General features: G+C 68.9%; 24 protein-coding genes. 8 read left to right on the top strand and 16 right to left on the bottom strand.

The window, feature by feature from the left end; translation table 11 throughout:
• Nucleotides 1–4: 4 nt before the first annotated feature.
• From ABD882_RS08265 to mmuM, 3 genes are read right to left on the bottom strand one after another with little or no spacing between them, the layout of a single operon-like run.
• Complete coding sequence (locus ABD882_RS08265) at nucleotides 5–2,128, bottom strand: glycosyltransferase family 39 protein (RefSeq protein WP_345185994.1); 2,124 nt, start codon at nucleotides 2,126–2,128, stop codon at nucleotides 5–7.
• Nucleotides 2,125–3,387, bottom strand: a complete 1,263-nt coding sequence (locus tag ABD882_RS08260) for a bifunctional glycosyltransferase family 2/GtrA family protein (protein ID WP_345185993.1) — start codon at nucleotides 3,385–3,387, stop codon at nucleotides 2,125–2,127. The genes ABD882_RS08265 and ABD882_RS08260 overlap by 4 nt, the downstream gene beginning before the upstream one ends.
• A gap of 44 nt (nucleotides 3,388–3,431) precedes the next feature.
• A complete protein-coding gene (gene mmuM / locus ABD882_RS08255; RefSeq protein ID WP_345185990.1) occupies nucleotides 3,432–4,379 on the bottom strand; it encodes a homocysteine S-methyltransferase in 948 nt (315 codons plus the stop codon).
• A gap of 65 nt (nucleotides 4,380–4,444) precedes the next feature.
• On the opposite strand from mmuM, the gene ABD882_RS08250 reads away from it, so the two are divergent.
• Entirely contained in the window at nucleotides 4,445–5,254 is an 810-nt protein-coding gene (locus ABD882_RS08250) for an IclR family transcriptional regulator (protein ID WP_345185988.1), read from the top strand.
• Here ABD882_RS08250 and ABD882_RS08245 read toward each other — a convergent pair.
• Nucleotides 5,248–6,000: an IclR family transcriptional regulator gene (locus ABD882_RS08245; protein ID WP_345185985.1), complete on the bottom strand. Its 753-nt coding sequence runs from the start codon at nucleotides 5,998–6,000 to the stop codon at nucleotides 5,248–5,250. The two genes, ABD882_RS08250 and ABD882_RS08245, sit on opposite strands and share 7 nt — an antisense overlap.
• A gap of 118 nt (nucleotides 6,001–6,118) precedes the next feature.
• The gene (locus tag ABD882_RS08240; protein WP_425563349.1) at nucleotides 6,119–7,642 is read right to left on the bottom strand and encodes an amino acid permease; all 1,524 of its coding nucleotides are present in this window, start codon (nucleotides 7,640–7,642) and stop codon (nucleotides 6,119–6,121) included.
• A 293-nt stretch (nucleotides 7,643–7,935) separates the two neighbouring features.
• Between ABD882_RS08240 and ABD882_RS08235 the strand changes: the two genes are divergently transcribed.
• Together ABD882_RS08235 and ABD882_RS08230 are read left to right on the top strand one after the other, a co-directional pair.
• Nucleotides 7,936–8,991: a homoserine dehydrogenase gene (locus ABD882_RS08235; RefSeq protein WP_345185984.1), complete on the top strand. Its 1,056-nt coding sequence runs from the start codon at nucleotides 7,936–7,938 to the stop codon at nucleotides 8,989–8,991.
• Nucleotides 8,988–10,403, top strand: a complete 1,416-nt coding sequence (locus ABD882_RS08230; RefSeq protein ID WP_345185982.1) for an aldehyde dehydrogenase family protein — start codon at nucleotides 8,988–8,990, stop codon at nucleotides 10,401–10,403. The genes ABD882_RS08235 and ABD882_RS08230 overlap by 4 nt, the downstream gene beginning before the upstream one ends.
• 24 nt (nucleotides 10,404–10,427) lie before the next feature.
• On the opposite strand, the gene ABD882_RS08225 is transcribed toward ABD882_RS08230, so the two are convergent.
• Entirely contained in the window at nucleotides 10,428–10,856 is a 429-nt protein-coding gene (locus tag ABD882_RS08225) for an Lrp/AsnC family transcriptional regulator (RefSeq protein ID WP_345185981.1), read from the bottom strand.
• A gap of 110 nt (nucleotides 10,857–10,966) precedes the next feature.
• Here ABD882_RS08225 and ABD882_RS08220 point away from each other — a divergent pair, with 110 nt between their 5' ends.
• The 5 genes from ABD882_RS08220 to ABD882_RS08200 all read left to right on the top strand — a co-directional run bounded on the left by ABD882_RS08220 (nucleotide 10,967) and on the right by ABD882_RS08200 (nucleotide 14,281).
• Nucleotides 10,967–12,175 (top strand): trans-sulfuration enzyme family protein, encoded by a 1,209-nt coding sequence (locus tag ABD882_RS08220; protein ID WP_345185979.1) that lies wholly within the window; start codon nucleotides 10,967–10,969, stop codon nucleotides 12,173–12,175.
• 117 nt (nucleotides 12,176–12,292) lie between these two features.
• Nucleotides 12,293–12,607, top strand: a complete 315-nt coding sequence (locus ABD882_RS08215) for a helix-turn-helix domain-containing protein (RefSeq protein ID WP_425563348.1) — start codon at nucleotides 12,293–12,295, stop codon at nucleotides 12,605–12,607.
• Between the two features lie 224 nt (nucleotides 12,608–12,831).
• The gene (locus ABD882_RS08210) at nucleotides 12,832–13,668 is read left to right on the top strand and encodes a tyrosine-type recombinase/integrase (protein ID WP_345185977.1); all 837 of its coding nucleotides are present in this window, start codon (nucleotides 12,832–12,834) and stop codon (nucleotides 13,666–13,668) included.
• A gap of 212 nt (nucleotides 13,669–13,880) precedes the next feature.
• Entirely contained in the window at nucleotides 13,881–14,096 is a 216-nt protein-coding gene (locus ABD882_RS08205; protein ID WP_345185976.1) for a hypothetical protein, read from the top strand.
• Nucleotides 14,093–14,281: a hypothetical protein gene (locus ABD882_RS08200; RefSeq protein ID WP_345185975.1), complete on the top strand. Its 189-nt coding sequence runs from the start codon at nucleotides 14,093–14,095 to the stop codon at nucleotides 14,279–14,281. The genes ABD882_RS08205 and ABD882_RS08200 overlap by 4 nt, the downstream gene beginning before the upstream one ends.
• Before the next feature lie 125 nt (nucleotides 14,282–14,406).
• On the opposite strand, the gene ABD882_RS08195 is transcribed toward ABD882_RS08200, so the two are convergent.
• From ABD882_RS08195 to ABD882_RS08150, 10 genes are all read right to left on the bottom strand, one after another.
• On the bottom strand, nucleotides 14,407–14,706 hold the full coding sequence (locus ABD882_RS08195; protein ID WP_345185973.1) for a hypothetical protein: 300 nt from the start codon (nucleotides 14,704–14,706) through the stop codon (nucleotides 14,407–14,409).
• Nucleotides 14,707–14,715: 9 nt separating this feature from the next.
• On the bottom strand, nucleotides 14,716–14,868 hold the full coding sequence (locus ABD882_RS08190; RefSeq protein ID WP_345185972.1) for a hypothetical protein: 153 nt from the start codon (nucleotides 14,866–14,868) through the stop codon (nucleotides 14,716–14,718).
• Nucleotides 14,865–15,716: a hypothetical protein gene (locus ABD882_RS08185; RefSeq protein WP_345185970.1), complete on the bottom strand. Its 852-nt coding sequence runs from the start codon at nucleotides 15,714–15,716 to the stop codon at nucleotides 14,865–14,867. The genes ABD882_RS08190 and ABD882_RS08185 overlap by 4 nt, the downstream gene beginning before the upstream one ends.
• On the bottom strand, nucleotides 15,670–15,945 hold the full coding sequence (locus tag ABD882_RS08180; RefSeq protein ID WP_345185969.1) for a hypothetical protein: 276 nt from the start codon (nucleotides 15,943–15,945) through the stop codon (nucleotides 15,670–15,672). The genes ABD882_RS08185 and ABD882_RS08180 overlap by 47 nt, the downstream gene beginning before the upstream one ends.
• Nucleotides 15,942–17,564, bottom strand: a complete 1,623-nt coding sequence (locus ABD882_RS08175; RefSeq protein ID WP_345185967.1) for a hypothetical protein — start codon at nucleotides 17,562–17,564, stop codon at nucleotides 15,942–15,944. Before ABD882_RS08175 ends, ABD882_RS08180 begins: the two co-directional genes overlap by 4 nt.
• 258 nt (nucleotides 17,565–17,822) lie before the next feature.
• A complete protein-coding gene (locus ABD882_RS08170) occupies nucleotides 17,823–17,996 on the bottom strand; it encodes a hypothetical protein (RefSeq protein WP_345185966.1) in 174 nt (57 codons plus the stop codon).
• A 101-nt stretch (nucleotides 17,997–18,097) separates the two neighbouring features.
• The gene (locus ABD882_RS08165; RefSeq protein ID WP_345185964.1) at nucleotides 18,098–18,313 is read right to left on the bottom strand and encodes a hypothetical protein; all 216 of its coding nucleotides are present in this window, start codon (nucleotides 18,311–18,313) and stop codon (nucleotides 18,098–18,100) included.
• Between the two features lie 417 nt (nucleotides 18,314–18,730).
• Entirely contained in the window at nucleotides 18,731–19,096 is a 366-nt protein-coding gene (locus ABD882_RS08160) for a hypothetical protein (protein WP_345185963.1), read from the bottom strand.
• A 106-nt stretch (nucleotides 19,097–19,202) separates the two neighbouring features.
• Nucleotides 19,203–20,318, bottom strand: coding sequence for a protein rep (locus ABD882_RS08155; RefSeq protein WP_345186085.1), 1,116 nt, complete (start codon nucleotides 20,316–20,318; stop codon nucleotides 19,203–19,205).
• 951 nt (nucleotides 20,319–21,269) lie between these two features.
• Nucleotides 21,270–21,485 carry a hypothetical protein gene (locus ABD882_RS08150; protein ID WP_345185962.1) on the bottom strand — a complete coding sequence of 72 codons (216 nt, stop codon included), beginning with the start codon at nucleotides 21,483–21,485 and terminating at the stop codon, nucleotides 21,270–21,272.
• Nucleotides 21,486–21,536: the final 51 nt, after the last annotated feature.

Genomic DNA, 21,536 nt, shown 5'->3' with positions numbered 1-21,536 from the left:
CGGATCAATTCTGCGCTGTCAGGTCGTAGATCGTCACGCCGTCCACGGTTTGAGCCGTGAAGTGCGCGCTGACCCACGTCGAGATCTGCGAAGAGACGTCGCTGCCGCCGTTGGATCCGCCCATCCTGCCACCGGCGATGAAGTAGTGGATCCGGCCCGCCGCGACGTCCGCCTGGAACTGCGCGAGCGTGGGGGACGGATCGCTGCCGTTGAAGCCGCCGATCGGCATCACCGCCCCGCCCGTGCCCAGCTGGTAGCCGGCCGCGGTCTGCGAGCCGATCGAGGCCGCCACCCAGGTGTACTGCGACGCGTTCGCGGTGAGCAGAGTCTTCAGCTGCGCGCTCACTGTGGACGCCTGGAGCAGGCCGCCCGCCCCGCCCGCGCCGCGCCGTGCGCCGCCCTGGGGGAAGGTCCCGGTGCCGCCCTGCGTGCCCTGGCCCGTCGTGCCCTGGCCACCTCCGGTCCCGCCTTGCGCCTGCCGCCCGCCGAACCCGCCCGTGCCGCCTTGCCCGGCGCCCGTCCCGCCGCGTGGCAGCGCTCCGGGTGCACCGCCGGCGAACCCGCCGCGGAACCCACCGCCGAAGCCACCCGACCCGCCCGCGACCGCGGGTCCCGCGGTGACGATGGAGCCCGAGTGCGCACTGCCCACGGTCTCCAGCGTGTATGCGGCGGGCGCCAGCAGCGCGCCGACGAGCAGGGCCGAGACGGTCGAGGCGGTGAGGATCCGGGACCGCGGCGGGATCAGCACGAGCGCGGCGCCGAGCAGCGAGACCACGAGCACGACGACCTTGAGCCACGGCAGCCACCCCGTCGCCCGATCCAGCAGCACCCACGCCCAGATCGCGGTGAGCACCGCGGTCGCGGCGAGCAGGATCCGCACCCAGAGCCGGTCGCGATGCCGGAAGACGACGACGCCCGCGGCGCCCAGGAGCCCGGCCAGCGGAGCCGCGAGCGCGACCGTGTAATAGGCGTGGAAGATGCCGGCCATGAAGCTGAACGCGAGCAGCGTGACCACCAGCCAGGATGCGAAGGCGACGATCAGGATCCGCCGCGGATCGCGACGCGGGGCACGGCCGATGAGCACCAGGGCCGCCGTGCCGAGGATCAGCGCGGTCGGGATCAGCCAGGAGATCTGCCCGCCGATGTCGTTCTCGAAGAGGCGGAACAGGCCCGTGGATCCCCACATCCCTCCGCCCGCGGTCGCCCGGGCGCCGCCACCGGTGACGCTCCCCGTCTCCGCGCCGGTGATGCGGCCGAAGCCGTTGTAGCCGAAGGTCAGCTCGAGGAAGCTGTTCGTCTGCGAGCCGCCGATGTACGGCCGGGCAGAGGCCGGCACGAGCTCGACCACGGCGACCCACCATCCCGCCGAGACGATCACCGCGCCGAGCGCGGCGAGCAGATGCCAGATCCGCTTCAGGATCGTCGTGCCGGCGAACGCGAAGTACACCCCGGCGAGCACCGGCAGCACCAGGAAGGCCTGCAGCTGCTTGGTGAGGAACCCGAAGCCGACGGCGACGCCGGCGAGCAGCAGCCAGCGCAGCTGCTGCCGATCCAGCGCCCGCAGCGTCAGCGCGACCGAGGCGGTCAGCAGCAGGAGCAGCAGCGCATCGGGGTTGTTGAAGCGGAACATCAGGGCCGCGACCGGCGTCAGCGCGAACGCACCGGCCGAGATCAGTCCGGCCGTGGCGCCGAACCGACGGCGCACCGTGAACAGGATGATCGCCGCGGTCGCCACACCCATCAGCGCCTCGGGGACGAGGATGCTCCACGAGCTGAGCCCGAACACCCGCGCCGACAGCTCCATGATCCACAGGCTGGCCGGGGGTTTGTCGACCGTGATCGAGTTGCCCGCATCGCTGGAGCCGTAGAAGAACGCGACCCAGTTCTGCGTGCCGGCCTGCACCGCGGCGGAGTAGAACGCGTTCGCCCAGCCGCTCGCCGCGAGGTTCCAGACGTAGAGGATGCCGGTGAGCAGGAGTACGCCCAGCGAGGCCGGCACCTCCCAGCGCGCCCGTGCGAGGGTGAGCTCGCCCGGCCCGTGCGGCACGGCGGCGCGCGATCCGGTCGACGGCGACGCTCCCGGAGGGTGCGCGGGCAGGTCGTGGGTGAGGGCTGCGGATGCGGTCATGATCGATTCGCCTCCTGAGCGAGCATCGTGAGGTGGTGCCGGGTGGACAGGAGTTCGGCCGCGGGTTCGGCCGGTGGTTCGTCGGTGCGATCGCGGAACACCCACAGCCGCAGCAGCGCGAAGCGCAGCAGCGTCGCGATGAGGTTCGCGGCCGTGAGCACGCCGACCTCGACGAAGGCGCCCGGATGCGGATCCGTGGCATGCAGGATCACGAGGGATCCCGAGGTCAGCGCCCAGGCGATCCCGAACACGACCAGGCCCTGCAGATGGTGCCGGGACGCGCCGGCCCGGCCGCGGATGCCGAACGTGAAGCGGCGGTTGGCCGCCGTGTTCGCGACGGCGGTGACCAGCAGCGCGAGGAAGTTGGCGACCTGCGCGGGCATCATCAGCTGGAACAGCAGGTAGACCAGCGCGTAGGCGACGGTCGACATCACCCCGATCACGCCGAAGCGCACGACCTGGGCGAGCAACGGCACCGCGGGGCGGGCGAACGGATGCCGGCCGATGTCGCGGTAGATGTCGTCGACGGGGATGCGCCCGGCCGTGAGCCCCCGGCCGACCCGCAGCATGCCCTTGAGGTCGGCGACGGCGGTGCCGACGACGTCGACCGAGCTGTGCGGGTCGTCGATCCAGTCCACCGGCACCTCGTGGATGCGCAGTCCCGAACGCTCCGCGAGGATCAGCAGCTCCGTGTCGAAGAACCACTCCGTGTCCTGCACGTACGGGAGTAGGCGACGGGCGACGTCGGCGCGGATGGCCTTGAACCCGCACTGCGCATCGCTGAATCGCACGCCGAACGCGCCGCGCAGCAGCAGGTTGTACGAGCGCGAGACGAACTCGCGCTTGCCTCCCCGGACGATGCGCGAGGCGGGCGCGAGGCGCGATCCGATCGCGAGGTCGGAGTGGCCGGAGAGCAGCGGCGCGACCAGCGGACCGAGCGCCCGCAGGTCGGTCGAGAGGTCCTCGTCCAGGTACACCAGGACCCGTGCGGGCGATGCCGACCAGACCGCGCTGAGCGCGCGGCCCCGGCCCTTCTCCGGAAGGTGCACGGCGACGACGCCGTCGAGCCGTGCGGCGAGCTCGTCGGCGATCCGGGCCGTGCCGTCCGTGCTCGCGTTGTCGGCGATCGTGATGCGCCAGCTGGCCGGCCCCTCCGCGCGGAGATGCTCGTGCAGCAGCGCGATGCTCTGCTCGAGGGTGTCCTGCTCGTTGTGCACGGGGACGACGACATCGAGGTCGAGGGGCGGATCCGGGGTCATGGATCCATGCTGTGCAGAGCGCCGGGACAGGGGCTTTGGTGCGGCTATGGAACCGCTAAGGACGGGTCGCGCCCGTGCACACGCCGCGCGAGCGCTCGGATGTCATCGGGGCCGCAGCCGCAGCAGCCTCCGATGAGACGCGCCCCGGCGCCGATCCAGGCGTCGACGAGATCGAGATCGAAGGCCCGCGCCCTCGACCAGGTCTTGGTGACGCTGTCCCAGCGTCCGCCCCGGTTGGGATATGCGACACCGGGAAGACCGGTCTCACGCACGGCGATTTCCACGGCGCTGCGCACGTCGGCCTCGTCTGAGCAGTTGACGCCTGCCGCGATGAGCGCCCGCGATCCGGCGAGCACCGCATAGGCCTCGGCGAGCGGCTGTCCGGCGCAGGTCGTATCCCCGCGTACGGAGTAGCTGAACCAGAACGGAAGGCCGATCTCGTCGAGCAGGTCCGAGAGCACCACCGCTTCCTCGACGTCGGGAATCGTCTCGACGGCGAACAGATCGGGGCTGGCTGCGGCGAGAGTCTCGAGCCGCGGGGCGTGAAAGTCTCGCAGCCGGGCCGCCGAGATGCCGTATCGACCGCGGTACTCGGAACCGTCGCCGAGAACGGCGCCGTACGGACCGACCGACGCGGCGACCCGCAGTCCGGGGCGGACGGACGCGAACTCGTCGCGCACATCGCGGGCTATCGTCACCCCGCGACCGATCAGGGCACGAGCCTGGGCCGCGTCGAATCCCGCGGAGACGAAGCCGCGCTCGCTGGCCTGATACGTCGCGGTGGTCGCGACGTCCGCCCCTGCCGCGAAGAAGTCGCGGTGCGCTCGCGCAATCCGCTGCGGCTCGTCCGCGAGCAGCCGCGCCGTCCACAGCGCGCCGTCGACGGTGATCCCCTGCTGCTCCAGGGCCGTCGACAGGCCACCGTCCAGGATCGTGACGGGCAGCATCGGATCGGAGCCGCCCGCGCCCGCCGCCGTGGTCGTCCCCGTCATCGCGGATCCTTCCTCCGGGCCGGTCCCGCGCAGGACGCGGGACGGCAGTCGAGTACGCTCGTGCCATGCCGACCGCCGAGGATCTCGACCAGGTCAGGACGAGTATGGGTCGCGGATTCGACGTCCTCTCCGCGCTCGCCGAGCTCCTGCCCGACTCCCCCGCAGGGGCCACCGTCCAGGACGTCGCGCATGCTCTCGACCGCGAGCGCTCCCAGGTCTCCCGCACGCTGTCCGCGCTCGCCGACCAGCATCTCGTGGTGCGCGGCGACGACCACCGCTACCGCCTCAGCTGGGGCTGGTACGCGGCAGCACAGGATCTCACCGCCCGCCGGATGCGCACCACGGGACTCGAGGTGCTCGACGAGCTGGCGTCGTCGGTGGGTGAGGCGTGCTTCCTCGGCATCCTCCAGGGCGACAGCACGCTGACGATCGTGGAGAGCATCCCGGCAGGATCGCGCATGATCGGGTCCTGGGTCGGCCGCGCCTACCCCGCGTTCTGCAGCGACGCGGGTCAGGCCGTGCTGTGGGACGCGAGCGACGACGAGGTGCGCACCGTGTTCGCGCAGACCTCGTTCACCAGCCCGGGTCCGAACGCACCCAGGTCCGTGGAGGACTTCCTCGTTCGGCTGCAGAAGGCCAGGGACCGCGGATACGCGATCGTGGATCAGGAAGCCGAGCCCGGTCTCTACTCCGTGTCGGCGCCGGTGTGGGACTTCCGAGGCGATGCTGCGGCTGGCATCCAGATCGTCGGCGAGCGGCGGACACTGCAACCACGCACGGCGGAACTCGCGCAGGCCTGCGTCGCGGCGGCGGAGGCGCTTTCGGACGCGCTGGGAGCGCCGGACGGACGCCCGGGACGGCACGGGGCTCACTGACCGCTCGCGGATGCGCTGAGACGGTCGCGGACCTCGTGCAGGGCTGTCAGCGCTGCCCGTGTCCGGCGGGCACCCTGCGGGGAGCCGCTGATCGAGATCGATGCCACGATCCCGGAGCGCCCGAGGATCGGCAGTGCGAACTCGGCGACGCCTTCCGCATACTCATCGACGGCAGCGATCACCCCGATGGCCCTGTCGCGCTCGAGAAGCGCCTGCACCTCCCCGACCGTGCGCGCCGCCGCGGGTCCTCCGACACCGACGAACTGCACGTCCTGGAGGAGTCGTCCGAGCTGCTCCGGGGAATGGTCCCAGAGCAGCGCGCGGCCGGCACCGGTGCACCAGATCGGGGTCACCATCCCGTATCGGGTGGACAGGTCGGTCGCTCCGACGCCGGCCTCGGTGCGCAGTACGAGCGCTGCCGCGCCGTCGGCGGCGCAGACGCGCGCCGTCATGCGCAGTGTCGATGCCAGCTTCCGCAACTCCTGCCGTGCCGCCCTCAGCCAGGGTGCGTCGAGGGCGGCGGCGATACGGAAGTAGGCGTCGCCCGCACGGAAGACCGCGTCCTCGTCGCGCTGCAGGAATCGCAGCGCACGCAGCTCCCGGGTGAGCCGCGACACCCGGCTGCGCTCGATCCCCGTGGCATCGGCGAGGCGGGACGCGCTGTACCCCGACCGCCCGGCCTGTTCCCGCGCAACGGCGGATCCGAGCAGTGCGAGGCCCTGCGACAGCGATGAAGGAGCCGACACCGTGCCTCCCCGAGTCCTGCGCCACTCGCCGGATCCGGCGGCTCCGGATGCGGGTTCAGCCAGACTATCCGGCGCCTTCGCGATCATCACGCCCCCTCGGTCCATCCCGGCCCGCGGGTCATCGTCCTGGGCCGGCGATCTGCCCCTCGACGGCCGGATCCTCGGCGCGATCGACGCGCGCCTCTTCCGAGAACACGACCGCCTGCCGCGCACCGCGACGTCCATACCGCCACCAGAAGAACAGGTAGCAGAGGCCTACGAAAGGAATGCCGAAGTACAGCGCCGCGATCTGGTTGGGGTCGAAGGCGATCGCGATCACCGAGATGAGCAGGAGCACGAAGGCGAGGATCGGCACGAGCGGGAAGAACGGCGTGCGGTACGGCAGCGTCGAGAGGTCGCCACCCCGGCGAAGGAAAGCCCGGCGGTGGAAGAACTGCGACGCCACGATCGACATCCAGACGGCGACGACCGCGAAGCCCGCGATCGAGACCAGGGCGAGGTAGACAGTGGACGCGGCGATGACGCTGGACACCAGCGAGACCATCCCGAGCGCCATGCTGACGCTGAGGGCGACGATCGGGATCCCCCGATGGGTGAGGCGCATGAACGACTTGGGGGCGTGCCCCTCCTCCGCCAGCGAGAACAGCATCCGCGCGCAGGAGAACAGTCCGCTGTTTCCCGCCGACAGCAACGCCGTGATGATGACGAAGTTCATGATGTCGGGAGCGAAAGGCACTCCCACGTACTGGAACACGTCCACGAACGGGCTGCTCGTGACGCTCGCCTTGTCGTACGGCAGGATCGCGGCGATCACGGTGATGGAACCGACGAACAGGACCAGCAGACGCAGGACCGTGGACCGCAGCGCGCGCGGGATGTTGGTGCCGGGGTCCTTCGTCTCGCCCGCCGCGACGCCGATGAGCTCGGATCCGCTGAACGCGTAGAACACGGCGAGCGAGGTCATCATGACGCCGCCGAACCCGCCGGGGAACAGTCCCTTGGGCGTGGAGAAGTTCTCGAACAGCAGGGCGCCGGCGTGCGAGCTCGACAACGGCGTGAATCCGAAGATCGCAGCCCCGCCGAGCACGATCAGCGCGACGATCGCGACGACCTTGATCAGGGAGAACCAGAACTCGGTCTCACCGAACACGCGAGCCGAGATCGCGTTGATCGTGAACAGCACCGCGGCGAAGATGAGACACCAGACCCAGACCTGCACACCGGGGAACCAGCGCTGCATGAGGATGCCCGCGGCGGTGAACTCGGAGCCGAGCGCCACCACCCAGCACAGCCAGTAGAGCCAAGCGGTCGTGAAGCCCGTGGCCGGTCCGATCGAGCGGGCGGCGTAGATGTGGAACGCGCCCGAGACCGGGTACGCGGTGGCGAGCTCGCCCAGGCACGCCATCACCAGATACACCACGAGTGCTCCGATGAGGTAGGCGATGATCGCGCCGAGCGGCCCCGCCTGGCTGATCGTATAGCCGGAGCTGAGGAACAAGCCCGAGCCGATCACCCCGCCGAGAGCGATCATCACCAGATGGCGCGCGTCCATGGAGCGCTGCAGCCGGCGCAGCGGCACCTGCGTGGCGGTGGTGTGGGGAAGCGCATTGGGCAGCACTTTGTCCCCGGGAAATGGGCTCATGATGTCTCGCATTCGAAGGGTGAGAGGGGAGAGACGAACTCATCGTGCTATATCGCCACTTCAATGTGTTGATATCGCACAGATTGTTTCCGGAGATTACCGCCGGGATCCCCGTCGCACAAGAGCCCGAGGGAACGCGACGGCCGGTTCCGTCCGCTTCGGGCAGAACGCCCTGCCGACCGCCCGAATGGCAGTGCGGTCAGGCGATCCGGAAGGCGCACACCGACACACGAGGCGCACAGGATGTATCGCGGTCCCCCATCCACCCCTCCCCGCATCCAAGGAGCACCGACGTGAACCGTCATGACATCGCCCTCATCGGCTTCGGCGGCGTGAACCGCGCCCTCGCCGAGATCATCCACACCCGCGGGCAGGATCTGTCCGACGAGATCGGGTTCGAACTGAGGGTCGTAGCGATCACCGACCTGCGCCTCGGCTCGCTCATGCGGACGGAGGGGATCGACCTGGGCACCGCTCTCACGCTTCCGGACGGCGTGACGTTCGCCTCGATGCCCGGCGGCGCGGCCGTGCCGCAGAACGACTTCGTCATCCGCAGCACCACGGCGGACATCGTCGTCGAGGCCACGTACACCAACCCCGTGGACGGCGAACCGGCGGTGTCGCACGTGCGCGCAGCCCTGCAGAGCGGCAAGAGCGTGACCACCACCAACAAGGGTCCGGTCGCTCTCGCCGGTGCAGAGCTCAACCGCATCGCGGTCGAACACGGCATGCGCTTCGAGTACGAGGGATCCGTCATGAGTGGAACGCCCGTCCTGAGCTTCGCGTCCCGCGTACTGCCGGGGCTGCGGGTGTCGGGGGTGCAGGGCATCCTGAACGGCACCAGCAACTACGTGCTCGGCCAGATGGAGACCGGCATGACGCTCGCAGACGCCGTCGCCGAGGCGCAGGCCCTCGGATATGCCGAGGCCGATCCGACCGCCGACATCGAGGGGTCCGATGTGCAGCTGAAGGTCGTGATTCTCGCGAACGAGATCCTCGGTGCGAACATCACCACCGCCGACGTCGAGCGGCAGGGCATCTCCCGGATCACACCGGAGGACATCGCCGAGGCCGCGGCCGACGGTCGGCGATGGAAGCTGATCGGCGCCGCCCGGCGCGATCCCGACGGCCGCATCATCGCAACCGTGGAACCTGTGGCGCTGCCACTGACCCACCCGCTCGCCGGGATCACCGGGCCGACCAACGCCGTCTCGTTCGACACCGACCTGCTCGGCACGGTGACGGTCTCTGGTCCCGGCGCGGGGCGCACCGAGACCGGCTACGCCCTGCTCTCCGATATCATCGCGATCGATGCCCACCAGCGCGCGGCCGCCGAGGCGCTGCGATGAGCACCTCGGCCGTCGTGGGCGCGAAGATCACTGAGGAAGCCTCCGCGCTGATCGTGCGCGACCCGTTCGACGGGAGCACGATCGGCTCCCTGCCGCAGAGCACGCCCACCGACATCGAGTGGATCCTGAGCCGCGCGCGCACCGGCTTCCTGGCCTCCCGCGCACTGTCCCGGTTCTCCCGGCATGGGATCCTCGAGCGGGCAGCGGGTCTGCTGCGCGAGCGGGCCGACGAGGCGGCCGCACTCATCGTGCGCGAGGCAGGCAAGACCATCCGGCAGGCTCGCAAGGAGGTCCAGCGCGCCGCGACCACACTCTCGTTGTCCGCCGAGACCGCTCGTTCCCATGCGGGCGAAGTCATCCCGTTCGATGCTGTCGAGGGATCGGAGAACCGGCGAGGCTGGTTCACGCGCGAGCCGCTCGGCATCGTCGTGGCCATCACTCCGTACAATGACGCACTCAATCTCGTCGCGCACAAACTGGGCCCGGCGATCGCCGCCGGCGCCGCGGTGATCCTGAAGCCGTCGCCCTTCACGCCGTTCACGGCTGCGTTCCTCGTGGACCTGCTCGTCGAGGCGGGCCTGCCCGACTCGATCATCACGACCGTGCACGGAAAGGCGGATCTCGCGCAGGCGCTGATCGGCGTGCGCGAGGTGCGCCTGGTCTCGTTCACCGGAGGATTCGCGACCGGGGAGGCCATCGCCCGGGGTGCGGGCCTGAAGCGACTCGCGATGGAGCTGGGCGGCAACGCACCGGTGCTCGTGTTCTCGGACGCCGACATCCCCGCCGCGGTCGAAGCATGCGTCTCGGGCGCGTTCTGGGCGGCGGGCCAGAATTGCGTGGGAGCACAGCGGATCCTGGTGCAGCAGGACGTCTACGCGCACTTCCGTGATGCATTCGTCACGGCGACGAGAACGCTCGTCGCCGGAGACCCGGCGGATGAGCGGACCGACGTCGGCCCGATGATCTCGGTCGCCGCGGCCGAAGGCGTGCAGCGTCTCGTCGATGACGCCGTCTCCGCGGGAGCCCGCGTGCTGGCCGGGCACCGGCGGGAGGGGGCTGTCTACTGGCCGACCGTCGTCGAGGGCGTTGCTTCATCCTGTGCGCTGTGGCAGGACGAGGCCTTCGCGCCGGTCGTGGTGCTCTCCTCCTTCGAGACGGAAGAGGAGGCCATCGCACTCGCCAACAACGTCGATTACGCCCTGCACGCGGGCGTCTTCACCGCCGACGTCACACGCGCACTGCGGGTCGCCGAGCAGATCGAGGCAGGAGGCGTCATGATCAACGACTCGTCCGACTACCGCATCGATGCGATGCCGTTCGGCGGTGCCGGGTACGGGGCCATGGGGCGGGAGGGCGTGCGGTTCGCCTACGAGGAGATGACGCAGCCGAAGGTCTTCTGCATCCGAGCGTGAGGGCGCAGCGGCCAGGATCGGCCCTCACGCCCTGTCGATGACCCGGGTCAGCGAGACCGAGGTGACCGTGTTGTCGATCCCGGGGATCGCTGCGATCTCTTCCCAGATCTCCCCGATCCGATCCATCGTGTCGGCCTGCACCGTGACGAACAAGTCGAAATCGCCGGACTGGATGTCGCAGCGCACCACCTCAGGGATGCGCTCGAGTGCGGTCACCACATGGGCGCCACGCATCCGGTCGGAACGGTAGACCATGACGATCGCGGTCACGCGTCGCGCCGCCGCTGTCCCACGGACCACGGTGTACCCCGCGATCACGCCGTCGCGCTCCATGCGCTGGATCCGCTGCTTGACCGCATTCCGCGACAGGTGCACGCGGGCGGCGAGCGCGACGAGCGCGATCCGAGCGTCGGCTGTCAGCGCGGCGAGGATGCGCTGATCCGTTCCGTCCATGCGGCGCCGCCTCTTCACTCCATGCAATATAGACAATTGGCAATGTCCATGCCACACGCTAGCCTAAGCTGTCGCGATGCGTCGACATCGCCTGATCCGGGAGGAACCCCATGTCCGAACGCCCCGACCGCACCCGGCCTGGCACGCTGTCGGATGCGAGCCTCGCCGTCCACGCCGGCATCCACGTCGACTCGACCAAGGCATTGCGCACGCCGCTCGTGATGGCCAACTCCTATCAGCTGCCCGACGACCCCAGCGAGATCAGCTGGTCGGCGACCGCGCCGGGTCTCTACACGCGCAACACCGGCGTCAATCAGCAGGCCCTGCAGGAGAAGCTGGCCGCGCTCGAGGACGGCGAGGACGCGGTCGCACTGGCGTCCGGCGTCGCGGCCCTGCACGCGGTGTTCTTCACGCACGTGCGGGCGGGCGACCACGTGGTGGTCAGCGACGTGACGTACGAGGCGACCTGGCGCCTGTGGACGGAGCTGCTCCCGCAGCGCTACGGGATCGAGGCGAGTTTCGTCGACATGACCGATCACGACGCGGTGCGTGCGGCGATGCGCCCCCACACCCGCCTCGTCTGCATCGAGGCGATCGCGAATCCGACCACGAAGGTGGCCGATGTCGCCGTGATCGCGGCCATCGCGCACGGCGCGGGCGCGATCCTCATGGTCGACTCGACCTACACACCTCCGCCCGTCTACCGTCCCCTCCGCGACGGCGCCGACCTCGTCGTGCACTCACTGACCAAGTACATCAACGGTCACGGTGATGCCATGGGCGGCGCCGTGATCGGGCGGCGAGAGCTGATCGAACCGATCAAGGCCGACGCGATGGTGGACGTCGGAGGGATCATCTCGCCCTTCAACGCCTGGCAGATCCAGCGCGGATCCGTCACGCTGCCGCTGCGGATGCGCCAGCACCTCGCCTCCGCGCAGTCGATCGCCGAGCTCCTCGCGGAGGACCCGCGCGTCGCCTACGTCTACTACCCCGGGCTGCCATCGCACCCGCAGCATGACCTCGCCACCCGCCAGTTCGGCCGCGGCTGCGGCGGGATGCTGGCGTTCGCGGTCGACGGCGACCCGGATCTGCAGAACCGCTTCGTCGCGAACCTGCGTCTCATCACCTCGGGATTCTCACTCGGCCACGACGACTCGCTCATCGTGCACACCGGCACGGAGGGAGGGCGCGTCGCCGCGTATCCGGAACCGTTCCGCCGGATGGGTCACCTGCGGCTGTCCGTCGGACTCGAGGACGTGGACGATCTGCGGGCGGATCTGCGCAGCGCCCTGGACGAGACGTTCACCAGCAGGGTCTGACGACCTCGACCTGGCCGCGCGCGCGCCGCTCGACCGCGGCGACCGTGCCTGCTGCACCGTGTGCGGCGCATCCCAGCACGATGAGGTCGTCCCGACGCGCCTCTCTCAGCAGCGCGGATGCCGCGGAGCCCTGGCGGATCCGGCTCATCACCCGGATCCCCGGCGCCGTCGATCGCGCACGCGGTGCCGCTGTATCCGAGTCCAAGCCCGCTCGCGGCCCTCACCCCGCGCGAGCACGAGGTCCTCGTCCTGGTCGCGGAAGGGCGCTCGAACGCGGCGATCGCCCGCCGCCTCTGGCTCACCCCGCGCACCGTCGAAACGCACATCCGCGGCATCTTCGCCAAGCTCGACCTGATCGAGGACGCCTCCGACCACCGGCGCGTCCTCGCCGTGCTCGCCTTTCTCACCGCGCGCGACGAACTCGCCGGCTGACGTCGATCGCCTTCGCGGATCCGGATTGGCAGGACCTTCGGAGACGGCGAAGGCCCCGACTCTCGTCGGGGCCTTCGTCTACTGTCTCAACACAGTGTGCGCCTGGAGGGACTCGAACCCCCAACCTTCTGTTCGGCCCACGACCTCACCTGGACCGACCACGACGACACCGCAATGCGGCGCTACTTCGCCGAGCTCGACTCCGATCCCGCCATGATCTGGCGATGACCATCACTCCCCAATGGCGTGTCGCAATCGACACGTTCATCGAAGTCCAAGCCGCCGCCGGATCCCCCACCACCACGCAACGTTGCCGACGCCAACACCTGCAACACCTCGCCGCCCGCATCGGCGTCGAACCCTGGGACGTCACCGCCGACGCCCTCACCGCGTACGCCGCCACACAAGACTGGGCGCGAGAGACCCGACGCGGGAGGCGTGCCACGTTCACCGCATTCTGGGCGTGGGCGATCGCCACCGAGCGGACCGCCACGGATCCGAGCGCCGCACTCCCCAAGATCAAACCCGGCGACCCCGACCCCCGCCCCGTCCCGGATCGGGTCTACCTCGCCGCGCTCATCAAGGCCGACGCCGACGAACAGATCTGGATCGACCTCGCCGCCGAACACGGACTACGCCGCGCCGAGATCGCACGCATCCACGCCGACGACCTCACCCACACCCTCCTCGGCACCGACCTCATCGTGCACGGCAAAGGCGGGAAGAACCGACGCGTACCGCTCACCGGCCCTATGACCCGAGCACTCACCGACCGCGCGCAGCTGCTCGACGGCGGCTACCTCTGGCCCGGCGAGGAAGACGGGCACGTGTCCGCGCGCTGGCTCGGTCGCCGCATCTCCCGGCTGCTTGACGGCCCTTGGACGATCCACAAACTAAGGCACCGTGCCGCCACCCGATTCTGGGTCGCAGCGACCGGGGACCCGTACGCCGTTGCAGACCTCATGGGCTGGGCGAATCTCAACATGGTGCGCACCTACGTGCAGCAACCCACCGACCGGCTCCGAGCAATCGTTCACGCCGCCTCACGAGCTCACGCCTGACCTGGACCGCCAACTACCACCCACAGAGCGGCACGCTCCGGGCAGGTAGCTCCGCTCCGGACACGCGTCAAGGGTGCTCCGCATTTTGCTACGCAAAACCGCCTCCGGCGGCCCTTGACCCGCGCCCTCCACTCCACTGATCGGCGAGGGCGCCGAAATCACCAGGTGATTTCGGGCCAAGCCGAAACACCACACCGAGAGGATTCAAGACCATGTCAACCGCGATCTGCACCATCACCACCGAGTTCCACCCCGAAACCAACGCGAAGCTGCGCCTGGTCACGTACACCGGCGACGAAACCGGCGACGGGCAACCGTTCACCGAGTGGCAGGTGATCAGCGGCGGCGTCTGCGTCGCACGCCTTACCGCCGCACAGATCAAGACCGCCATGCGCGTCACCCTCAGCAGCGAGGAGCCGGTGCGATGACCACGAACGCCGTCGGCATGCCCATCCGCCACGAACCCGAAAACCTCGCCCTGCTCACGCTGCAGCTCGCGTCCGACGACATCGCCGCCGCGATCCGCGCGACCGTAGCGACGGACTACGATCGGGCGGCCCACCACATCACCGACGCCACCGACCTACTCGCCGTCGCCCTCAACCGACTTTAGAACACAGGTTCACAGCGATCGCTCACACCGAAACGGGATCCGCGGAAACACGCGGATCCCGTTCTTCGCGCCGGCCGGCGACGTCGCGATCGCGAAGCTCCGCCGGCCAAACCGACATTCGAACATCAGGCCGATCCCGCGACCCCGTCCGACTCCTCCGGGAAGTTCCTCGCGTACCACTCCCGCCACCTACGATCAGCATGCTCAGCGCCGAAACGCGCGGCCGCGTCCCAAGCCTTATCGACGCCACCATTCCACCCCTGACGAAACGACTCGGCGGCCACAGCCTCACGCTCGAGTCGAGCGCGCTTGTCTCGCCAAAGCGCGTAGACCACGATCGTCAGCATCACGCCGAGCAGGACGCCGATCAACAGCGCCGCGACCAGGTTGACGAACATGGCGCGGTCCATCCCCAGAATGTCCACACCCGCAAGCTACCGTTCGCGGTGCCTCCGACGCCACCCCCACCAGCCGAGCAGCGCGAGCAGCCCGACGGCCGCGACCCACGGCAACGGCAGTGCCCATATGCCGCGGAAGATCGCCGCGTGCACGATCCACCCGAGGATCCGATCGATAACGTCGTTCATGCTGCACAGGTGCACGCCGGGCGGATCAGCTTCGGACGGTCGCCACCGCAGTTCAGGCAGATGCCCTCCCCCGAGTCGACATGATCGACAGAGTCGAACGTGTCGTACGCGCCCTCAGCCCACGACCCCGGCCGCCACATCCACGCGTTCGCTTTGCCCTTAAGCTTCGCTTCCTTGTTATCTGACCAGGTCGTGAAGTCCATCGAGTCGTACGTCGTCCACCGGAACAACCGGTTCGAGCCCCACACGCGCGTGTCATCGCCGCGGTTCTCGATCCGCGGCATGAACCCGCGACACACGGTCACCGCCTGCGTGACCTCGCGCAGCACGATGTTCGCCCTCGACCACGACGGCGCCGTCCACCGCAGCAGAATGTCCCGCCGCCGCAGCTGGTTCAAGAACAGCTGCACCTCCTTGGGAAGCGATTTGCCCGCCTCGGACGCCGCGATGCCGATCACCTCATCCATGAGCACGTCCCCGTCGGAGAACGACAGCAGCTGGTCCCACCGCCGGAACGGCTCATACCCCGCATACGTGTCACCCGTGCGCGGGTCGAGGACTTTCACCGTGGACAGGATCGGCCGGCCACGGTCGATCGACAGCTTCGTGTCGTGCATCATCGCCAACGATTTGCCGTGACCGTTCGCCCCCACATACGCGTGGATCGTGTATCCCCGTCGCGTGCGGGATCCCTTCGATTTCCACCGGCGAGGCGAGCCAGCAGGCGCGCGCCGCTCCGCGACCCCCGCCTGCTCTGGCTCGCCCTCGACAATGTCACCGAACAACTCCAACACCGACTGGTCAGTCACCAGCCCCTCCAATCGCCGGAATATGTGCCGCCACAGCACGCACAACCTTGATGCCAAGCACGATGCCCCACGCCGCGACCGCCGCCGTCACGCACGCCCCGAGGACGCCCCAGTCGACCCAGACGCCGAGCGACGCGAACGTCGTCACCAAGTTGCTGACACCGGTCGCCATGTCGGTCAGCTGCTGCGGAGGCGTCCATGTGCCGAACAGACCCGCGAGCCACGTCACGAACTGCTGCGCCAACCCGAGGAAGAACTCGCTGATCACCCGTCACCACCACCCGCCGACCCCACACCCGGCGCGTGCACCACCGACGACGCCCGCCGGATAATACCGAGCCCGGTGAACCAGATCAGAATCGCGGAACCGATCAACCGCGCCCACGACGCGATCGATGCCGCAGGATCCGCGCACGCCGACAACGGATACCCGTCATAGTCCGCGTTCGCGCCCGCCAGATGCAACGGAATCTGCACGTGCGGACCCTGACAACCCGACCCGCCCGCAGGCACCACAATCGCCGTACTCACCACCGTCGGTAGTCGGCCGACGATCGTGGGAGCCCAGGCCGTCGCGATCGCGGTCTGCGTGGCCGTAAGCACAGACGTCCGCGGGACGAACGCCCACACTAGCGCGCACTTCATCGGGAGCAGCACCCACGCGATCGGGTCCGGCGCGGACGGCCACTCCGCCACGCACTGCCCAGTCGGGTCATCGCCGACCAGCGCGCCCGGGTTCGCTGTGTTCACCGGGTTCGGTTTCGCGATCCACAGCGTATCCGTCCCGGTCGCGGGGTCCGTGATCGTCGGCGTCGCGGTCTGCGTATCGAACGTGTGCCGATACACCCCACACTGATCCAAGCTCACCGGGTCACCACCGAACGTGCACTTGAACGTCTCGGTCCCGACCGTCTCGACCGTCCCTGCCGATGTCTTCGTCCACCAGTTCGTGCAATCCGCGGCCCACGTGTTACACGAGTCCGTGACCGTCCCGATCGTCTTCCGCAGCACGAGCCCGGCCCCCGGGACGCTCGGAGACATCGATTTCGTCTCCGTCGCCGTGAACGCGGGAACATCCTGCTTGCTGATCTGCGTCTTCGCCCCCGCCGCATCCGTCGAATCGACCTCGATCGTGGACGGGAGCAACGCCGGACCGCCACCCGGCTTCGACACGTACGCCTGTTCACAGCCAAGCCCCGCCGCGCTCATCGGCAGGCCCGTAGAATCCTTATACGTCGAACCCGTGCCCGTCGTCGTCGTGCTGTCCGACCACGTGATCTTGCACGACGGTGTGCGCACCGGGTCCGGCACGACACCGGTCGCACTCGCCACGATCACCCCGTCCGAAGCCCGCTTCACGCCAATGACAGGCGGTGCCGGGTTGGTCCAGAGCTTCCCCGACGGGCAGTATGACGAACCGCCGTTCATGTTTGCCCAGCCGGCATCACCCGCGTTGACCTTCCACACGGCGACATTCCCCGCGGGAACGCTGCTCGACCAGCACCAGTACCCATACGTGCCCACCGACGAGTACACCACCGCCCCACCGCCATACGTCAGCGTGTACGACGCGATCTGATCCGCATTCGGCGTGATCACCGTGCTCTTGCAATCCGGCGTGATCCCGAACGACAGAAACGCGTTCGTGCCCTGATACCACTCCGGCGTGTCACAGACCATCTTCTGATAGTCCGTCCCCGTCGCTGCCGCATACGCGACCAACCCGCCCTGCCCGAGCCCCCAACCGATGCTCGGAGCGATCAGCAGCACCCCCACCGGGCTCCCGACCCGCGCAACCGTCGCCGCCTTCGTCAACGGCACCACCACATCGGCCGTCGTGACTCCCGTCGTGGCCGCAAGCCGCGCTTTCGCCGCCGAGATCGCCAAGTTCCGTTGCGCATCCGTCGCCAGACCCGCCCCGACCGTTTTCGACGCCACCGACGGCAACACCGGAACCGGCTCCACCGGAGCCGGCGGCGCGGTCACCGCGTTCGCTGCGCTCGGTACCGCCACCGCGAAGACCGCCGCAATAGCGACAGCCGCGAGAGCGGCACCCAACCTGCGAACATTCACCGCACACCACCTTTCACCGCATCGAGGTACGACGACGCCCCGCACACGACTCGCGTGCGGGGCGTCGAAGGCTCACTTGGCCGTCTTCTTGAAGAGGCCGATGAGCTTGGGGAAGCCCCAGAACGCCGCCGCGACGCCGAGACCCGCCGCGACGACGAGCCCGCCCGCCGTGACCACCTGCGGGCCGAGCGACGCCAGCGCCGCGGTCACGCCCGAGAAATCCACCGTCAGATCCGTGGGAACCATGTTTCACCCCCTTCCCCAGCCAAGTACCGACCGGAACAACCCGACCAGCACACCCGAACCCAGAAGCAGAAGCGCCCCTGCGAGAACATCACCCGTGGACATCAGCCGTTCCGGTATTCGTCGGAACGCTTGTACTCCATGACCCCCACGACGTGTTTGAACAGCTGGATCAACCGGGGCACGCCCCACCAGATCCCCGCGACCACGAGCGCGCCGCCGACGACGAGGCCCGCCGTGAGGGCGATCTTCGCGCCCAGTTCGCCGAGCATCGGCGCGAGCACGTCGACCAGCGGCGACGCCGATCCGATCCGAATCATGAGATCCCCTTCCAGAGCCTCAGCAGAGCGCTCACGCCGATCGTGAGAGCCTCAATCGCGACCAGCGTGGCCACGAGCGCACCCGCCGCGGCGATCGCGGTCACCGGGAACCGCCGATGTACCGGCCCGCCACGTAGCAGCCGATCCAACCGAGCAGCACCGCCCAGATGTGGACGTCCGGGACCGGGATCGAGAGCGCGTCCATGTCAGTAGCGCCCGTCCAGGACGACCGCGGCCGTGACCACCAGGAAGGTGAACGCGCCCACAATGCCGACGAACCAGGCCGCGATCTCGAACACGATCAGGCCTCGCCGCGCTTAGCGATCAGACTTCCGATGTACTGCCCGAGGTACACCGACGCGGCACCCAGAACCGCAAAGACGATGTGCCCGATGGCCTGCACGTCCATGGCAGCGCCTACTTGCCCGAGGTTGCCGCGTGGAGCGCGGACGAGATCGCGTCGAGCGCGGAGTAGGCCGGGGCGACCGCGACGAGGGACACGAAGCTGATCTCCTGCCCGTCGCGGGACATCGAACCCTCGGAGACACGGGCCTCCACGGCGACATACTCGCCGAGCTGGGGCAGCTGGAGCTTGTCGCGGACCCGGTACCGGATCACGAGTTGCCCGCCGTCGCCCTGCGACAGCAGCACGTCGTACCGGTCCACATCACCGACGATGCCGCGTGCACGATCCTCGGGGGAAACCCACCCGTTTCGTTCCTGAACCGCGATCACGGTTCCCGCCGCGATGATCCGCGGATCGACCTTCACTCCGATAGCCATCTCACCCACCTGTTTCTGTCTCAGAAGCCCCGTAATCCCGGGATGCTCCGAGTCTTAACGACGAGCAATCGACTTGTGAAACTGCAAATCCGGGACTTGTGAAACGTCAATTCAGCGGAGGCGGCCACTCGAACGGCACGAGCTCGCCCACGTCTTCCACCCGGTCCTCTTCGACGAGATACAGGATCCGGGCCAACACGTCGGGATCGTCCCGGACCGACCGCCAGTGCGCCGCGCGGATCACGATGACGCGCTCGTCTTCGACCTCCTCCGCTTCCGCCTCGGCGATCTCGTCATCATCGACCTCAGCGATACCCGCAGCCTCTTTCAGACCCCGGGACCAGGTCATCGAGCGTCGCCCCGACGTCGACGCCGCGTATTCGATCCAGTACGCGCGGTTACGGTCGCGCTCATCCTCCGAGAGCCCGTCGAGGTCGAGGAGTTCGAGCGGGACGAGGGAGTCTTGCCGACCCTTCTTCAGATCCTGCCGGGTCATCTCCGACCCGACTTTCCACCCGCGCTTTTCCCGGTCGCCCTCCTGGAGCTTCGACACGTACAGCGCGACCACGTTCCCGTGACGGACCGAGCGGATATCGACACCGCGCCGCTTCGACGGACGCCGGCCACCATGCTTCACGACCATCGCCGCCCACCGCTCGTACAGCCACGAGTGCAGTTCGCGTTCCCGCTCACGCCCGATGCCCTGCTTAGCGATCCGAGCCGCCTCCGCCACCTCGGCATCGCGCCGCTTCGCTTTCGCGATCTTCACGCCCCGAACCCGGGGCGCGGCCGCGTCCACCTCCGCCCACGCTCTCGCGGCATCCTCGCGCGCGTCCGCCACCGCGCCGGGCAGGTCCACGAACAGCAGCACGTGCAGGTGCGCGTGCCACCCGTTCTGCCAGCCCAGCGTGACCTCCTGCGCTTTGATCCAATGCCGGATACCGTGCCGCCTGGTGAACCGCTTCCACGGAGCCCCGTTGATCGTCGCCGTGAACGCGTGCGTCAGCGCGTCCATCGTCCTCGTCAGCGAGTCTTCGGCCCAGTGCCGCACCGTGAGCGTCAGGAACAGGAACTGCCCGCCCTGCTTCTCCCACCACGCCGCCGCATCCTGGACCTCGCCCGAGCGGTGCTCGCGGATCCGCGACCCGCAGCACGCACACGACCACACCGAGCCGCACGTCTGCACACCCGTGAACCGTGCCGGACCGCCCGCCGCTTTCATCACGCCCACCGTGTCGCCGGTCTGCCACCCGCACGTCGCCGGGCGCAGCGCAAGCCGGACCGCAGCATCCTGACCGTGCACCGCAGCAGCGTCATCGAGCAGCCACCGGCGCGACACAACCCGACGCGCGAAACGGTCTCGGCGAGCCGCCCGGAAGGCACTCGCGTCACGGCGTCGGGTTACCGTATTCGCCGTGGTACCAAGTCCGGCCAGCGGCTCCGCCGCCCCGGCCGCGAAACTAACCACGAGAACCCTCCAGAACGCACGAGGACGCCGCGTGAGCGACCAACGCATGCAGGGACGTGAACCGGTGCCCGCACGACGGGCACGGCACCCCAGCCGGATCCTGGCCACCGCGGACGCCGACACGTGTCGGCGGGAGACCCACGCGGGCCTGCGCACGCTCGAGGTGCTGCAAACCGATCGGAGCCGGAAGATCCGGGACCGCGGTCGGCTTCTCCCACCCGCAATCCAGGCACAGCACGAAAGAGCCGAACTCGACCCGGCACACGTGCTCACACCGCCCGGTCACGGCAGATTCCCGAACACCAGCACCGCGAGGGTCATCACACCCACAAGGACCACCCCGACCCACACCTCAAACTCAGGCACCGGCCACTCCGGCCCACTCACCGGTCGCCCTCCCGCAGCGCCGCGTAGCCGTCACGCAGGCCGAACCAGCGGGCGCACCACAGGTACACCAGCCCGAACAGCACGAACGCCTGCGCCAGGCCGCTCACAGCGAGATCCGCTCGAGAATCGCATCGCGACCCGGCCAGTCCGCGATCGGAGCCTCAACGCGCGCGAAGCACTCCGGGCACATGTCGAAGACACCTTCGTGACCCTCCGACGCATCCGTCCACCGCCACCCCAGCGGAGGCGACACGGAACCGCGTCCCACCATCGGCACCGCGCGGCCGCACAGATCGCACGTCACCACGTGCCCCCGGCTCACAGCCCGGCCAGCCGATCGCCCGGCGACCGCCACGCGGTCACGGCCTCCTCGGTGAACAGCCGAGCACCGTTCACCCCCGGAAGCTGCACCGCGGCCTCCAGCTCGCCTCTTCGCGCGGCCAGATTCACCGACTCCCTGCACAGTCCGTGCCGACGCGCCACCTGCGCCGCCGTCAGCAATCCTCCGGGCAAAACATCCAAGATGTTAGACACATTTGGCAACCTACCAGAAGGTTCCCAAAAACATGCAACATCTACGATGTT

Source organism: Microbacterium panaciterrae, from assembly GCF_039541635.1.
Taxonomy (GTDB): Bacteria; Actinomycetota; Actinomycetes; order Actinomycetales; family Microbacteriaceae; genus Microbacterium; species Microbacterium panaciterrae.
This window is presented reverse-complemented; position numbering and strand designations above follow the sequence as displayed.

What these genes read in the sequence shown, in the direction of transcription:
- ABD882_RS08265 (WP_345185994.1), bottom strand. Translation starts at nt 2,128, where the DNA reads ATGACCGCATCCGCAGCCCTCACCCACGACCTGCCCGCGCACCCTCCG.
- ABD882_RS08205 (WP_345185976.1), top strand. Translation starts at nt 13,881, where the DNA reads ATGTCAACCGCGATCTGCACCATCACCACCGAGTTCCACCCCGAAACC.
- ABD882_RS08225 (WP_345185981.1), bottom strand. Translation starts at nt 10,856, where the DNA reads ATGGACGGAACGGATCAGCGCATCCTCGCCGCGCTGACAGCCGACGCT.
- ABD882_RS08160 (WP_345185963.1), bottom strand. Translation starts at nt 19,096, where the DNA reads ATGGCTATCGGAGTGAAGGTCGATCCGCGGATCATCGCGGCGGGAACC.
- ABD882_RS08230 (WP_345185982.1), top strand. Translation starts at nt 8,988, where the DNA reads ATGAGCACCTCGGCCGTCGTGGGCGCGAAGATCACTGAGGAAGCCTCC.
- mmuM (WP_345185990.1), bottom strand. Translation starts at nt 4,379, where the DNA reads ATGACGGGGACGACCACGGCGGCGGGCGCGGGCGGCTCCGATCCGATG.
- ABD882_RS08170 (WP_345185966.1), bottom strand. Translation starts at nt 17,996, where the DNA reads ATGGTTCCCACGGATCTGACGGTGGATTTCTCGGGCGTGACCGCGGCG.
- ABD882_RS08200 (WP_345185975.1), top strand. Translation starts at nt 14,093, where the DNA reads ATGACCACGAACGCCGTCGGCATGCCCATCCGCCACGAACCCGAAAAC.
- ABD882_RS08190 (WP_345185972.1), bottom strand. Translation starts at nt 14,868, where the DNA reads ATGAACGACGTTATCGATCGGATCCTCGGGTGGATCGTGCACGCGGCG.
- ABD882_RS08210 (WP_345185977.1), top strand. Translation starts at nt 12,832, where the DNA reads ATGACCATCACTCCCCAATGGCGTGTCGCAATCGACACGTTCATCGAA.
- ABD882_RS08240 (WP_425563349.1), bottom strand. Translation starts at nt 7,642, where the DNA reads ATGAGCCCATTTCCCGGGGACAAAGTGCTGCCCAATGCGCTTCCCCAC.
- ABD882_RS08165 (WP_345185964.1), bottom strand. Translation starts at nt 18,313, where the DNA reads ATGATTCGGATCGGATCGGCGTCGCCGCTGGTCGACGTGCTCGCGCCG.
- ABD882_RS08250 (WP_345185988.1), top strand. Translation starts at nt 4,445, where the DNA reads ATGCCGACCGCCGAGGATCTCGACCAGGTCAGGACGAGTATGGGTCGC.
- ABD882_RS08260 (WP_345185993.1), bottom strand. Translation starts at nt 3,387, where the DNA reads ATGACCCCGGATCCGCCCCTCGACCTCGATGTCGTCGTCCCCGTGCAC.
- ABD882_RS08215 (WP_425563348.1), top strand. Translation starts at nt 12,293, where the DNA reads ATGCCGCGGAGCCCTGGCGGATCCGGCTCATCACCCGGATCCCCGGCG.
- ABD882_RS08220 (WP_345185979.1), top strand. Translation starts at nt 10,967, where the DNA reads ATGTCCGAACGCCCCGACCGCACCCGGCCTGGCACGCTGTCGGATGCG.
- ABD882_RS08155 (WP_345186085.1), bottom strand. Translation starts at nt 20,318, where the DNA reads ATGAAAGCGGCGGGCGGTCCGGCACGGTTCACGGGTGTGCAGACGTGC.